Below are 13,744 nucleotides of genomic sequence, written 5' to 3' on the forward strand. Positions count from 1 at the left end.
CACTTCTGCCCTCCTTGCTTCGCCCTCACTGACCGACCGAGGAAATCCGTGTGCTGATCCGCCTCCTCCGCGCCCGGCTGCGCCAGTACCGGCGGCCGATCGCGCTGCTCGTGCTGCTGCAACTCATACAGACGAGCGCCACGCTCTATCTGCCCACGCTCAACGCGGACATCATCGACAACGGTGTCGTGCGCGGCGACACCGGCTACATACTGCGGTACGGCGGCTTCATGCTGGCCGTCTCCGTGGTGCAGGTGGTCTGCAACATCGGCGCCGTCCATCTGGGTGCGCGTACCGCCGCAGCGGTCGGCCGCGACATCCGCGCGGGCGTCTTCGACCGGGTGCAGTCCTTCTCGGCCCGCGAGGTCGGCCAGTTCGGCGCGCCCTCCCTGATCACCCGCACCACCAACGATGTGCAGCAGGTGCAGACGGTCACGCTGATGGCCTTCACGCTGCTGGTCTCCGCGCCGATCATGTGCTTCGGCGGCATCTTCATGGCACTCGGCCAGGACGTGCCGCTCTCGGCCGTACTGCTGGGCGTGGTGCCGGTGCTCGGCATCACCGTCGGGCTGATCGTCCGCCGGATGCGGCCGCTGTTCCGGTCCATGCAGGAGCGGCTGGACAACGTCAACCGCATCCTGCGTGAACAGATCACCGGTGCCCGCGTCATCCGTGCCTTCGTCAAGGACGACTACGAGCGCCGCCGCTTCCATGAGGCCAACACCGAGTTGACCGATGTGCAGCTGCGCACCGGCCAGTTGATGGCGCTGATGTTCCCCGTCGTGATGACCGTGGTGAACGTCTCCAGCGTCGTCGTGGTCTGGTTCGGGGCGCACCGCATCAGCAGCGGTGACATGGAGATCGGCTCGCTGACCGCGTTCCTCGCCTATCTGATGCAGATCGTGATGGCGGTGATGATGGCCACCTTCATGTTCATGATGGTGCCCCGCGCCGAGGTGTGCGCCGAGCGCATCCAGGAGGTGCTGGCCACCGACTCCAGCGTGGTACCGCCCCTCGCACCGGTCACCGCGCTGCGCCGGCACGGCCATCTGGAGCTGCGCGGCGCAGGGTTCGGCTACCCCGGTGCCGAGGCGCCGGTGCTGCAGGGCATCGACCTGGTGGCGCGGCCCGGCGAGACCACTGCTGTGATCGGCTCGACGGGCAGCGGCAAGTCGACGCTGCTGGGCCTGGTGCCGCGGCTGTTCGACGCGACGGAGGGCCAAGTCCTCGTGGACGGGGAGGACGTGCGCACCCTGGCCCCCGAGCTGCTGGCGAGCACGGTGGGCCTCGTACCGCAGCGCCCGTACCTGTTCTCCGGGACAGTCGCCTCCAATCTGCGCTATGGCCGGCCGGAGGCGAGTGACGAGGAGCTGTGGGAGGCCCTCGAGGTCGCGCAGGCCAAGGAGTTCGTGGAGCGGATGGAAGGCGGCCTCGACGCGCCGATCGCCCAGGGCGGCAGCAACGTCTCCGGAGGGCAGCGGCAACGGCTGGCCATAGCCCGGGTACTGGTGCACCGGCCGGAGATCTATCTGTTCGACGACTCGTTCTCCGCGCTGGATTACGCGACCGACGCGGCGCTGCGGGCGGCGCTCGCCCGCCGGACCGCGGACGCGACGGTCGTCATCGTCGCCCAGCGCGTGGCGACCATCCGGAACGCCGACCGCATCCTCGTACTGGACGAGGGCCGCGCCGTGGGCATGGGACAGCACCACGAGCTGATGGAGAGCAACGAGACGTACCGGGAGATCGTGCTCTCCCAGTTGACCGAAAGTGAGGCCTCATGAGTGGGCCCGGGGGAATGGCCGGGGCGCCGCCCCGGCGGTCCATGGACTTCAAGGGGTCGGGCAGACGTCTGCTGAGGCAGTTCAGGCCGGAGCGCGGCCGGCTGCTGCTGATGCTGGCCGTACTCGTCGTCAGCGTCGGACTGAGCGTGATCGGACCGAAGATCCTCGGGCACGCCACCGACCTGGTCTTCGGCGGCTTCGTCGGGGAGAAGCTGCCGGACGGGCTCAGCAAGCAGCAGGCGCTGGAGGAGCTGCGGCAGCGCGGGGACGACGGCGCCGCGGACATGCTCTCCGGTATGGACTTCACCCCTGGCCAGGGCATCGACTTCGGCGCTGTGGGCAGGGTGCTGCTGGTGGTCGTCGCCGTCTACGCCGCGGCCGGACTGCTGATGCTGTGGGCGGGGCGCATATCCTCCCGCATCATCACCCGCACCGTCTTCCGGCTGCGCGAACAGGTGGAGGCCAAGCTGGGCCGGCTGCCGCTGTCCTACCTGGACGGGCAGTCGCGCGGCGAGGTGCTGTCGCGGGTCACCAACGACATCGACAATCTGGGCCAGACGCTCCAGCAGACCATGGGCCAGCTCATCACCTCGCTGCTGACGATCATCGGTGTGCTGGGCGTGATGTTCTGGATCTCGCCACTGCTGGCACTGGTAGCGCTGGTGACGGTGCCGCTGTCGGCGCTGATCGCCACACGGGTGGGCAAGCGCGCGCAGCCGCAGTTCGTCGACCAGTGGAAGTCGACCGGCGCGCTGAACGCGCACGTCGAGGAGATGTACACCGGGCATGCGCTGGTGAAGGTCTTCGGGCGGCAGCAGGAGTCGGCCGAGGTCTTCGCCGAGCAGAACGAGAAGCTCTACCAGGCCGGTTTCAAGGCGCAGTTCATCAGCGGGATCATGCAGCCCGCGATGATGTTCGTCGGCAACCTCAACTACGTCCTGGTGGCGGTCGTCGGCGGACTGCGGGTGGCCTCGGGGGCGCTGTCCATCGGTGACGTACAGGCGTTCGTGCAGTACTCGCGGCAGTTCAGCCAGCCGCTCACCCAGGTCGCCTCGATGGCCAACCTCGTCCAGTCCGGAGTGGCCTCGGCCGAGCGGGTCTTCGAGATCATCGACGCGGAGGAGCAGTCCCCCGACCCCGACGCGGCGCACGCCGAGCGGCCGTCCGAGCAGCGCGGCCGGGTGGAGCTGAAGAACGTCTCGTTCCGCTACTCCGAGGACAAACCGCTGATCGAGAATCTGTCACTGGCGGTCGAGCCCGGCCAGACGGTGGCGATCGTCGGCCCCACAGGCGCCGGCAAGACCACCCTGGTCAATCTGCTGCTGCGGTTCTACGAGGTGCGGGACGGCCGCATCCTGCTGGACGGCACCGACATCGCGGCCATGTCCCGGGAGGAACTGCGCGCCGGCATCGGCATGGTGCTCCAGGACACCTGGCTGTTCGGCGGCACCATCGCGGAGAACATCGCGTACGGGGCCCAGGGAGCCACCCGCGAACAGGTGGAGGAAGCGGCGCGGGCCGCGCACGCGGACCGGTTCATCCGCACTCTGCCGGACGGCTACGACACGGTGCTGGACGCCGAGGGCGACAGCGTCAGCGCGGGCGAGAAGCAGCTCATCACCATCGCCCGCGCCTTCCTCTCGGATCCGGTGATCCTGGTGCTGGACGAGGCGACCAGCTCCGTCGACACCCGTACCGAGGTGCTGATCCAGCGCGCGATGGAGCGGCTGGCCTCGGAGCGCACCAGCTTCGTGATAGCCCACCGCCTCTCCACCATCCGGGACGCGGACGTGATCCTGGTGATGGAGGACGGCTCCATCGTCGAACAGGGCACCCACGAGAGCCTGCTGTCCGCGGGGGGCGCCTACGCGCGGCTGTACCGGTCGCAGTTCGCCGCCGCGGTGGCGGAGGTGAACTGAGAACAGCCCCCCTCCGGCCGGGCACCCTCCCCCACCGCGACGGCGAGAACCGGCGACGAGGCGACCGGTGGTGCCGAACCGGCCGTGACCCGCGACAACACGCCCGCGGGCCACGGCCGGAACGGAAGAGCCGAAGCTCAGCCACCCAGCTTGTCGGCGGCCGCCTGGATGTCCTTCGCGAACGTGCTGACCTCCGTGTACACGCCGGGCTTGCCCGGCCTGGCGCAGCCGTCGCCCCAGCTGACGATGCCGACCTGGACCCACTCACCGGCGTCGTCCTTGCGGAACATCGGTCCGCCGGAGTCGCCCTGGCAGGAGTCGACACCGCCGGTGTCCATCTTCCCGGCGCACAGCTCCTCGTCCTCGACGAGGTTGGAGTACGCGGTCTTGCAGGTGGCGTCGTCCACGAATGGCACCTCGGCCTTGAGCAGGTAGCGCTGCTGCTCGCCGCCCTCCTTGTCGGCGCCCCATCCGGCGATGGTGAAGTCGCCCTTGTTGAGGGAGGCGTCCTTGGCCATGGGCAGGGTCGGCTGGTCGATGGGCTTGTCCAGCTTGATGAGGGCCCAGTCCTTGCCCGTGCCGTTGTAGCCGGGTGCCTGGACGACCTCGGTGGACTTGGCCGTCTTGGCGGCCGAGTCCTCCAGGTCGACGACTCCGCCGGTGGCGGTGATGCTGGTGTCGGGGCCGCTGCCGTCGACGCAGTGGGCGGCGGTCAGCACGATGTCCTTGGTGAGCAGCGAGCCGCCGCAGCCCATGGACAGCCGTACCATAAAGGGGAATTCGCCCTGCTTCGCCTTGGTGCCGCCGACGATGCTGGCGCTCGGGTCACCGCCGCCGGGGCCGTCGGTCGGCATCGCGGAGGCGACCGAGGGGCTGAGGCTGAAGGCGGCGAGCGCGACGGCGCCGACGGCGGTGACTCTCGTGAGGTGCTTGGTGGGTATCCCGGTGTGCTTCAACGGGCTTCCTCTCGTGGGGGGTTGCTCGCGAACCGCACCCGACGCCCGTTTTTACGTAGATCATGCCCATGCCAAACGACAGCGAGCACGCACGCAAGACGTCCTGTCACAGAGGGCCGGTCCGCGAAATGCTGCCGCGATTATGGAGAGGGCTCGAACAAGCTGACAAGAGTGCCTCAATCAGCCGGCTTCGATCGCCACCGGTTCAGAATCAGTCCAGATAGCCCCGGAGTTGGTCGGCGAAGGCGTGATCCCGCAGCTTGGTGAGGGTCTTGGACTCGATCTGCCGGATCCGCTCCCGGGTGACGCCGAAGAGCCGGCCGATCTCCTCCAGCGTGCGCGGCCTGCCGTCGATCAGCCCGTACCGCAGCTGCACCACCTTGCGTTCGCGCTCGCCGAGCGTGGAGAGCACCGCTTCCAGGTGCTCCCGCAGCAGCATGAAGGCGGCCGACTCCACCGGGGAGGGCGCGTCGCCGTCCTCGATGAGGTCGCCGAGGTTGACGTCGTCCTCCTCGCCCACCGGCGCGTGCAGCGACACCGGTTCCTGAGCGAGCCGCAGCACCTCGCTCACCCGCTCCTCCGACAGGTCGAGTTGGGCTGCGACCTCCTCGGCCGTGGGCTCGTAGCCGCGCTCCTGGAGCATCCGGCGCTGAACCCGCACCACCCGATTGATCAGCTCGACGACATGCACCGGGACGCGGATCGTACGGGCCTGGTCGGCCAGCGCGCGGGACATGGCCTGACGAATCCACCAGGTCGCGTACGTGGAGAACTTGTAGCCCCGCGCGTAGTCGAACTTCTCCACCGCGCGGATCAGCCCCAGGTTGCCCTCCTGGACGAGGTCGAGCATGGTCAGCCCGCGGCCCACATAGCGCTTGGCGACGGAGACCACCAGCCGCAGGTTCGCCTCTATGAGCCGGCGCTTGGCGACCCTGCCCTGCACCACCAGCCGGTCGAGATCGAGCGCGAGCTCCCCGTCCAGACTGGGCGTGCCCGCCAGTTTCTCCTCGGCGAACAGCCCCGCCTCCACGCTGCGGGCCAGTTCCACTTCCTCGGCGGCGGTCAGCAGCGGGATACGGCCGATCTCGCGCAGATACTGGCGGAACAGGTCCGCCGAAGGGCCGGTCGCGGACAGCTCCCGCTGTGGCGCGGCCGGTTCCGCCTCGGCCTCCGGCGCACCACCTTGCGGCGGCACCGTCTCGGCGGGTTCGGTCTCGCCGGGTTCGGTCTCGGCGGGGGGCGCCTGGGGCGGGGCGAGGGCGCCGTCCGGCACGACGGCGGCCGGCAGGGGCACCGGCGCCTCGAAGGGCGGTTCAGGTGCGGGGTGCTGCCCTGGACGCGCGGGGGGCGCCGACGGCGCGTGACCCGGGGCCAGGGGGGCGGTCGGGGCGGCGAGACGCGCCGCTTTCAGGGTCCGGGTCTGCACGGGGGCGACCTCCAGTGTGATCGCTGCCGGTTCGGGGGCGGCGTGCGAGACGGGGACGGCTGCGGCCGGGCCGCGCTCCATCCCGTACGAAACGTGCGGATCCGCGGGGGATTTTGGCCCGTTCCGGCCAGCACCACCCCGCTCCGAGGACTCAGGCACCGCTCACCAGTGTGGAGTACGACACACGCCTGCCACGAGAGGCGTGCGCGCGGTTTTTCCATGAATCGGTGACGGGTTGCGCACGCACCGACACGGTGGGGTGGGGTGCCGCTGTCCCACTCCTGCCCCGTTGCCGGGGTCCGGGCAGGGGCCGCCCCTTGCCGTTTCGCCGCAGGCCACGAGTGATCGGCTGGCTTGTCGCGCAGTTCCCCGTCCCCTTCGGGGCGCGCCTCTCCGCGCGGCGTCAGAGCGCCGCCGCGCCCCGCTCGCGCAGCGCGATGCCGTACTGCTGGAGAGTCCAGATCTGCTGGCGCACGCCCGCCGACTGCTCGTACTCCTGGCGCGCCTCCAACCTGCGGGCCGCACCCTCCAGTTCGCCGATACGGGCATTGACGGCAGCGCGGCGTACGGCGACGAGTTGCTCACCCGCGTACGCCTCGTCGACCTCGCGGTTGCGGGCGCTGCGCAGTGGTTCGACGGCCAGCTCGGTGATCAGCGAGCGCACCGTGTCGTCCGGCGCCGCGTCCCGGACCCGGCCCAGATAGCCGCTGTCCCCGATCCCGGCCTCGGCGCCGCCGGCAGCCTCCAGCGCCTGCCGCACCACGGCGTACGGCGGCGCGGTGAACTCGTCGGCCCCGTAGGCGTCGAAGGCGGGCGAGACCAGCTCGGGGCGCTGGAGCGCCAGCTTCAGCAGCTCCCGCTCGACGCGGTGTGCGGGGCTGCGCAGGTTCAGGTCGGGGCCGCGCGGCACGAACGGGGCCTGCACCGCGGGGGATTCGGGGCCGCGGGAGGCGCGGGCCGCCGAGCGCGGAGGCGCCTGGCCGCGCTCGCGCGCCCACCGGGCGAGCTGGGCGACGCGGCGGACGACGAACTCCTCGTCCACGATGCCGAGCAGCCCGGCCAGCCGTACCGCGTAGCCGCGCCGGATGGAGGGGTCCTTGATCTGGGTGACGACCGGCGCGACCTCCTCCAGCGCGGCCGAACGCCCCTCGGCCGTATCGAGGTTGTGCCGGTCCACGATCGAACGGATGGCGAAGTCGAAGAGCGGGGTACGGCTCTCCACCACCTTGGCCACCGCCTCGTCACCCTGCGCGAGCCGCAGATCGCACGGGTCCATACCGCCCGGCGTCAGCGCGATCCAGGTGCGGGCCGCGAACTTCTGGTCGTCCTCGAAGGCGCGCAGCGCGGCTTTCTGGCCCGCCGCGTCGCCGTCGAAGGTGAAGACGACCTCCGACTGGGCGTTGTCCATCAGCACCCGGCGGAGGATCTTCACATGCTCCCCGCCGAAGGCGGTGCCGCAGGTGGCGATGGCGGTGGTGACCCCGGCCAGATGGCAGGCCATCACATCGGTGTAGCCCTCGACGACGACGGCGCGATTGGCCTTGGCGATCTCGCGCTTGGCCAGATCGATGCCGTAGAGGACCTGGGACTTGTGGTAGATGGGCGTCTCGGGCGTGTTGAGGTACTTCGGCCCCTGGTCGTCCTCGCGCAGTTTGCGCGCACCGAAGCCGACGACATCCCCTGTGATGTCCCGGATCGGCCACATCAGCCGACCGCGGAAGCGGTCGATGGGCCGCCCGTTGCGCGCCTCCTGGGCGAGCCCTGAGAGCGTCATCTCCTTGTCCGTGAAGCCCTGCCCGCGCAGATAGCGCACCAGATGGTCCCAGCCCGCCGGGGCGTAGCCGATGCCGAAGTGCCGGGCCGCCTCCTGGTCGAAACCGCGGTCCGCGAGGAAGCGCCGGCCGATCTCCGCCTCGGGCCCGTCGAGCTGCTCGGCGTAGAACCGCGCCGCGATCTTGTGCGCCTCCACCAGCCGGGTGCGCTCACCCTGCTGCGAGGCGCGGCCGTAGCCGCCCTCCTCGTAGCGCAGCGTGATACCGGCACGGGCCGCGAGCCGCTCGACGGCCTCGGAGAAGGACAGATGGTCGACCTTCATCACGAAGTCGAGCGTGTCCCCGCCCTCCTGGCAGCCAAAGCAGTGGTAGAGCCCCTTGCTCGGGCTCACATGGAAGGAAGGGGACTTCTCATCATGAAACGGGCACAGCCCCTTGAGGTTGCCGCCGCCCGCGTTGCGGAGCTGAAGGTACTCCGACACCACGGAGTCGATCGGGACCGCGTCCCTGACCGCCTTCACGTCCTCGTCGTTGATCCTCCCAGCCACGCCCCGAGTCTACGGGCCGCCGCTGACATGGCCGCCCCCTCCCGGAGGGGGTGCGAGGTTCGCGGCGTCGCCTTCTTCGCGGGGAAGGAGTTGCGGCACGCGGATTCAGGGGCGCGGGATGTTCCGCAGGTTCGACCGTGCCATCTGCACCATCCGTCCCACTCCCCCGTCCAGCACGGTCTTGCCGGCGGAGAGTGCGAAGCCGCTCAGCTGTTCGCGGGTGATCTTGGGCGGGAGGGAGAGCGCGTGCGGGTCGGTCACGATGTCGATCAACGCGGGCCCCCTGTGCGCCAGCACACCCCGCAGGGCGCCGCGCAGGTGCTTCGGCTTCTCGACGCGGACGGCGTGCGCGCCGGCGGCCTGGGCGAGGGCGGCGAAGTCGGGGTTCCGGTTGTGCGTGCCGTACGCCGGCATGCCGTCGACCATCATCTCCAGCTCGACCATCCCGAGCGAGGAGTTGTTGAACAGCACCACCTTGACCGGCAGGTCGTACTGGACCAGCGTGAGGAACTCCCCCATCAGCATGGCGAAGCCACCGTCGCCCGACATCGAGATGACCTGCCGGCTCCGGTCGAGGAACTGCGCGCCGACGGCCTGCGGCACGGCGTTGGCCATCGAGCCGTGGCTGAACGAGCCGATCACCCGGCGCCGCCCGTTCGGGGTGATGTAGCGGGCCGCCCACACATTGCACATCCCGGTGTCGACGGTGAAGACGGCGTCGTCCGCCGCCTCCTCGTCCAGCACGGACGCCACGTACTCGGGGTGGATCGGGGTGTGCTTCTCGACGTTGCGGGTGTAGGCCCTGACGACACCCTCCAGCGTGTCGGCGTGCTTCTTGAGCATCTGGTCGAGGAATCTGCGGCCGGCCTTGGCCCGGACACGCGGCGTGAGGCAGCGCAGCGTCTCGCGTACGTCGCCCCAGACCGCGAGGTCGAGCCGGGTGCGGCGGCCGAGGTGCTCGGGGCGCACATCGACCTGGACGATCTTGCAGTTCTTCGGCAGGAACGCGTTGTACGGGAAGTCGGTGCCCAGCAGGATCAGCAGATCGCACTCGTGGGTGGCCTCGTAGGCGGCGCCGTAGCCGAGCAGCCCGCTCATGCCGACGTCGTAGGGGTTGTCGTACTGGATCCACTCCTTGCCGCGCAGCGCGTGCCCCACCGGGGCCTTGAGCCGCTCGGCGAACTCCATGACCTCCTCGTGCGCGCCCGCGGTGCCGGCGCCGCAGAACAGGGTGATCTTCTCCGCGTCGTCGATCATGCGCACCAGCGCGTCGATCTCCGCGTCCCCGGGGCGCACGGTGGGGCGCGAGGTGACCAGCGCGTGCTCCACGGGGCTCTCGGGCGCGGGCTCGGAGGCAAGATCGCCGGGGAGCGCGACGACGCTGACGCCCTGCCGGCCGACGGCGTGCTGGATGGCGGTCTGGAGCACCCGGGGCATCTGCTGCTCGCTGGAGATCAGCTCGCTGTAGTGGCTGCACTCCACGAAGAGCCGCTCGGGGTGGGTCTCCTGGAAGAAGCTGGTGCCGATCTCGCTGCTGGGGATGTGCGAGGCCAGCGCGAGGACGGGCGCCATCGAGCGGTGCGCGTCGAAGAGCCCGTTGATCAGGTGCAGATTTCCTGGGCCGCAGGAGCCGGCGCACGCGGCGAGCTTTCCGGTGAGCTGCGCCTCGGCGCCTGCCGCGAAGGCGGCCGCCTCCTCGTGCCGGACCTGGATCCAGTCGATGCCCGGGGTTCGCCGGATGGCGTCGACGACGGGATTGAGACTGTCCCCCACCACGCCGTAGAGACGCTCCACTCCGCAGCGCACCAGGGTGTCGACGAACTGCTCGGCCACCGTCTGCTTCGCCATGGCTCACTCGTCCTCAGCTCGCCGCACACGGAGGGCGGCGGTACGGGGCAACGCTCCTACGCAAGGCACTCACGTCTTGCAAGGCTCACGCAGAGCTCTTACGGAGAACGTATTCCCCAACCGCCGCCCTGGCATCACGCGAATCCGGCGGCCCAGCCGCTACGCGGGATCGGCGGCCCCTCCGGCTGCACCCTTCGCCCCAGCCGTTCCCGCACCATTCGTGGTGCCCAGCGACTCGAGGGGCACACCCGGGTCGGCCAGCGCGTGCGGATCCACCCGGACGCCGGAGCGGATCAGGTCCTGGATGGGCCCGGTCACATCCCAGACGTTGGCGTTCATCCCGGCCAGCACCTGGTTGTCGCGCAGCCAGAAGGCGATGAACTCGCGCTTGCCCACATCGCCCCGGCACACCACCTGGTCGTAGGAGCCGGGCGGGGCGTAGCCGGAGTACTCCATACCGAGGTCGTACTGGTCGGAGAAGAAATACGGCACCCGGTCGTAGGAGACGTCCTTGCCGAGCATGGCGCGGGCTGCGGCGGGACCGCCGTGGAGGGCGTTGGCCCAGTGCTCCACCCGGAGCCGTTCGCCGAGCAGCGGATGGGCCACGGCGGCGGCGTCACCGGTGGCGTAGATGTCCGGGTCGCTGGTGCGCAGCGAGGCGTCCACCGCGATGCCGCCGCCCGGCCCTGCGGCCAGCTCCAGCCCCGCCGCCTCGGCCAGCGCGGTGCGCGGGGCCGCGCCGATGGCGGCGAGCACGTCGTGCGCGGGGTGCTCGTCGCCGTCGTCGGTGCGCACGCTGACGACCATGCCGTCGGTGCCGGTGATCTCGGTCAGCCGGGCGCCGAAGTGGAAGCGGACGCCGTGCTCGCGGTGCAGGTCGGCGAAGAGCGCGCCCAGCTCGGGGCCGAGCACGGTGTGCAGCGGGGTGGGCTCCGGCTCGACGACGGTGACCTCGGCGCCGTACGTCCGCGCTGCCGCGGCCACCTCGAGGCCGATCCAGCCGGCGCCGGCGATCACCAGGTGTCCGTTCTCCTGGCCGAGCGCGCTCAGCACCCCGCGCAGCCGGTCGGCGTGCGCAAGTCTGCGCAGGTGGTGGACGCCCGCCAGATCGGTGCCGGGGATCTCCAGCCGGCGCGGCTCGGCCCCGGTGGCCAGCAGCAGCTTGTCGTAGTGGACGCGGGTGCCGTCGCCCAGCCGTACCGACTTGCCCGCCCGGTCGAGCTGCACGGCGGGCTGCCCCAGATGGAGCTCGATGTCGGCGCCCGCGTACCAGGCGGGCTCGTGCACGAAGACGCTGTCACGTTCGTCCGAACCGGTGAGGTAGCCCTTGGAGAGCGGGGGGCGTTCGTAGGGATGGTCGCGCTCGTCGCCGATCAGGATGACGCGGCCGGTGAACCCCTCCGCGCGCAGGGCCTCGGCGGCTTTCGCCCCCGCCAGCCCCCCACCGACGATGACGAACGTACGGTGTGCGTCGACCACTTGAAGCCTCCTCCTCGAAGACGCTGCCCCCTGCGGGCCGTGCTGTCCCCCGTCGTGCTGTCCCCCGTCGTCCACACGTGAGCGTCCCGCATCGGGGCAGGCGCGGGAAGAGGCAGGGGGCATGGATGGGACGTATGAGCGCCCCGGCGAGTTCCGTGGCGCCGGGCGGGCGCGGGGCGCTGCCCAGTGGGACGGACACCCCTCGCGCCGGGCTCGTGGATCATCCGGACCGCCCTCGCGCCGGGCTCGCGGACCGTCCGCGCCGCCCTCGTGCCGTCAGCTCCGTGTGCAGGGAGCGGGCCGCGGCGTCGGTGAGCGTGGAGATCTGGTCGACGACCACGCGCAGCCGTGCCGCGTACGGCTCCGCGGAGCCGTCCGCCTCGGCGTACAGGTCCGCGTACTGCGGGTCCAGGCCCTCGGGCGCGCGGGCCAGCAGTGCCTCGGCCAGTTCGTGGACGACGACCCGCTGCTCGCTCCGCAGCCGCTCCAGGTCCGGGCGCTGCATCACATAGCGGTCGGCGACCGCCTTGAGGACGGCGCACTCCAGCCACGAGGACTGCGGCACGATCAGCTCGGCGGTGTACCGGGTCATCGGGCCCGAGCCGTAGGCGGTGCGGGTCGCGGCCTCGGCGGCCAGGCAGAAGCGGCCGATCAGCTGGCTGCTGGCGTCCTTGAGCCGGGCCTGGGCCCGGGCCGTGCCGTCATAGCTGTGCGGCCACCACTCCTGCGCCTGCAGCCGGTCGAGCGCGGCGGCCAGCTCGCCGTCCCCCGCGCCGGGTGCGTACCGCTCGGCGGCGACGGCGAACACGTCGCTCCGCTCGGGCCCGGACCGCAGCATGCGCGGGTCCAGGTGCCCGCCGCGGATGCCGTCCTCCAGGTCGTGCACCGAGTAGGCCACATCGTCCGACCAGTCCATGACCTGCGCCTCGAAGCACGTACGGCCCTCCGGCGCGCCCTTGCGCAGCCACTGGAAGACGGGCAGGTCCTCCTCGTAGACGCCGAACTTCGGCGAGTCCGGGTCCGCCGGGTGCTCACCGCGCCGCCACGGGTACTTGGTGGCGGCATCCAGCGCGGCGCGGGTCAGATTGAGGCCGACGTACGGCTGGCCGTCCGGCTCCTCGGAGAACCGCTTGGGCTCCAGCCGGGTCAGCAGCCGCAGGGACTGCGCGTTCCCCTCGAAGCCGCCCGCCGGTGCGGCGATCTCGGCCAGCACGGCCTCACCGTTGTGGCCGAACGGCGGGTGGCCCAGGTCGTGGGCCAGGCACGCCGTCTCGACCAGATCCGGGTCGCAGCCCAGCGCGGCACCCAGCTCCCGGCCCACCTGGGCGCACTCCAGGGAGTGCGTCAGCCTGGTGCGCGGCGTCGCGTCCCATGCGGGACTGGCGCTGCCCGGCGCCACCAGCTGGGTCTTGCCCGCCAGCCTGCGCAGCGCTGCGGAGTGCAGGACGCGGGCGCGGTCCCGCTGGAAGGCGGTACGCCCCGGGCGCTTGTCCGGCTCCGGCACCCAGCGCTCGACGTCGGCGGGCACATAGCGGGGCGCCGGCGGGGTACCGCTCGCCGCCGGTGTGCCGGGGGCCGGTTGGCCCTCGTCGGGTGTGCCGTAGGTGGCGTGCATACGCCGACCGTAACCGGAGGGCGCGGCCTCAGGGCTGCTGGGAGGGCCGCGTCTCGTCCTCGACCCACCGCAGGTAGTCCGCGCTGCCGCGGACCACGGGGGTGGCGATGATCTCCGGCACGTCGTACGGGTGGGCCTCGCGCAGATACGCCTCCAGCGCGTCGTAGCGCGCGGCGCTCGTCTTGAACAGCACCTGCCACTCGGGGTCCGTCTGGACGGCGCCCTCCCACCGGTACACCGAGGTGACGGGCCCGCTGAGCTGCGCGCACGCCGCCAGTCTGCGCTCGATCGCGGCCGCGGCGAGCGCCTTGGCGTCCTCCTGGGAGCTGGTCGTCGTCAGTACGGTGAGGATCTCGGCCATCCGTCCACCGTAATCGGGGTGCCATTCGGTGGTGTC

At 71.0% G+C, this 13,744-nt stretch carries 9 protein-coding genes; 2 read left to right on the forward strand and 7 right to left on the reverse strand.

Annotation, left to right across the window (positions count from 1 at the left end):
* The first annotated feature begins 50 nt into the window (after window positions 1-50).
* Window positions 51-1,784, forward strand: a complete 1,734-nt coding sequence (locus ACQEU8_RS29415) for an ABC transporter ATP-binding protein (protein WP_433106384.1) — start codon at window positions 51-53, stop codon at window positions 1,782-1,784.
* Window positions 1,781-3,703, forward strand: coding sequence for an ABC transporter ATP-binding protein (locus ACQEU8_RS29420; RefSeq protein WP_433106386.1), 1,923 nt, complete (start codon window positions 1,781-1,783; stop codon window positions 3,701-3,703). Before ACQEU8_RS29415 ends, ACQEU8_RS29420 begins: the two co-directional genes overlap by 4 nt.
* Window positions 3,704-3,840: 137 nt before the next feature.
* Here the strand turns inward: ACQEU8_RS29420 and ACQEU8_RS29425 are convergent, their stop codons facing one another.
* The 7 genes from ACQEU8_RS29425 to cutA all read right to left on the reverse strand — a co-directional run bounded on the left by ACQEU8_RS29425 (window position 3,841) and on the right by cutA (window position 13,708).
* Window positions 3,841-4,659 carry a S1 family peptidase gene (locus ACQEU8_RS29425; protein WP_433106388.1) on the reverse strand — a complete coding sequence of 273 codons (819 nt, stop codon included), beginning with the start codon at window positions 4,657-4,659 and terminating at the stop codon, window positions 3,841-3,843.
* Between the two features lie 211 nt (window positions 4,660-4,870).
* A complete protein-coding gene (locus tag ACQEU8_RS29430) occupies window positions 4,871-6,166 on the reverse strand; it encodes an RNA polymerase sigma factor (protein ID WP_433106390.1) in 1,296 nt (431 codons plus the stop codon).
* A gap of 322 nt (window positions 6,167-6,488) precedes the next feature.
* A complete protein-coding gene (gene dnaG / locus ACQEU8_RS29435) occupies window positions 6,489-8,405 on the reverse strand; it encodes a DNA primase (protein WP_433106392.1) in 1,917 nt (638 codons plus the stop codon).
* A 105-nt stretch (window positions 8,406-8,510) separates the two neighbouring features.
* Window positions 8,511-10,253 (reverse strand): pyruvate dehydrogenase, encoded by a 1,743-nt coding sequence (locus tag ACQEU8_RS29440; protein WP_433106394.1) that lies wholly within the window; start codon window positions 10,251-10,253, stop codon window positions 8,511-8,513.
* Between the two features lie 159 nt (window positions 10,254-10,412).
* Entirely contained in the window at window positions 10,413-11,732 is a 1,320-nt protein-coding gene (locus tag ACQEU8_RS29445; protein WP_433106396.1) for an NAD(P)/FAD-dependent oxidoreductase, read from the reverse strand.
* A gap of 220 nt (window positions 11,733-11,952) precedes the next feature.
* Window positions 11,953-13,347, reverse strand: a complete 1,395-nt coding sequence (locus tag ACQEU8_RS29450; protein ID WP_433106398.1) for a deoxyguanosinetriphosphate triphosphohydrolase — start codon at window positions 13,345-13,347, stop codon at window positions 11,953-11,955.
* A 28-nt stretch (window positions 13,348-13,375) separates the two neighbouring features.
* Window positions 13,376-13,708: a divalent-cation tolerance protein CutA gene (gene cutA, locus ACQEU8_RS29455; RefSeq protein WP_433106400.1), complete on the reverse strand. Its 333-nt coding sequence runs from the start codon at window positions 13,706-13,708 to the stop codon at window positions 13,376-13,378.
* Window positions 13,709-13,744: the final 36 nt, after the last annotated feature.

Source organism: Streptomyces sp. CA-250714, assembly GCF_050936705.1.
GTDB lineage: Bacteria > Actinomycetota > Actinomycetes > Streptomycetales > Streptomycetaceae > Streptomyces.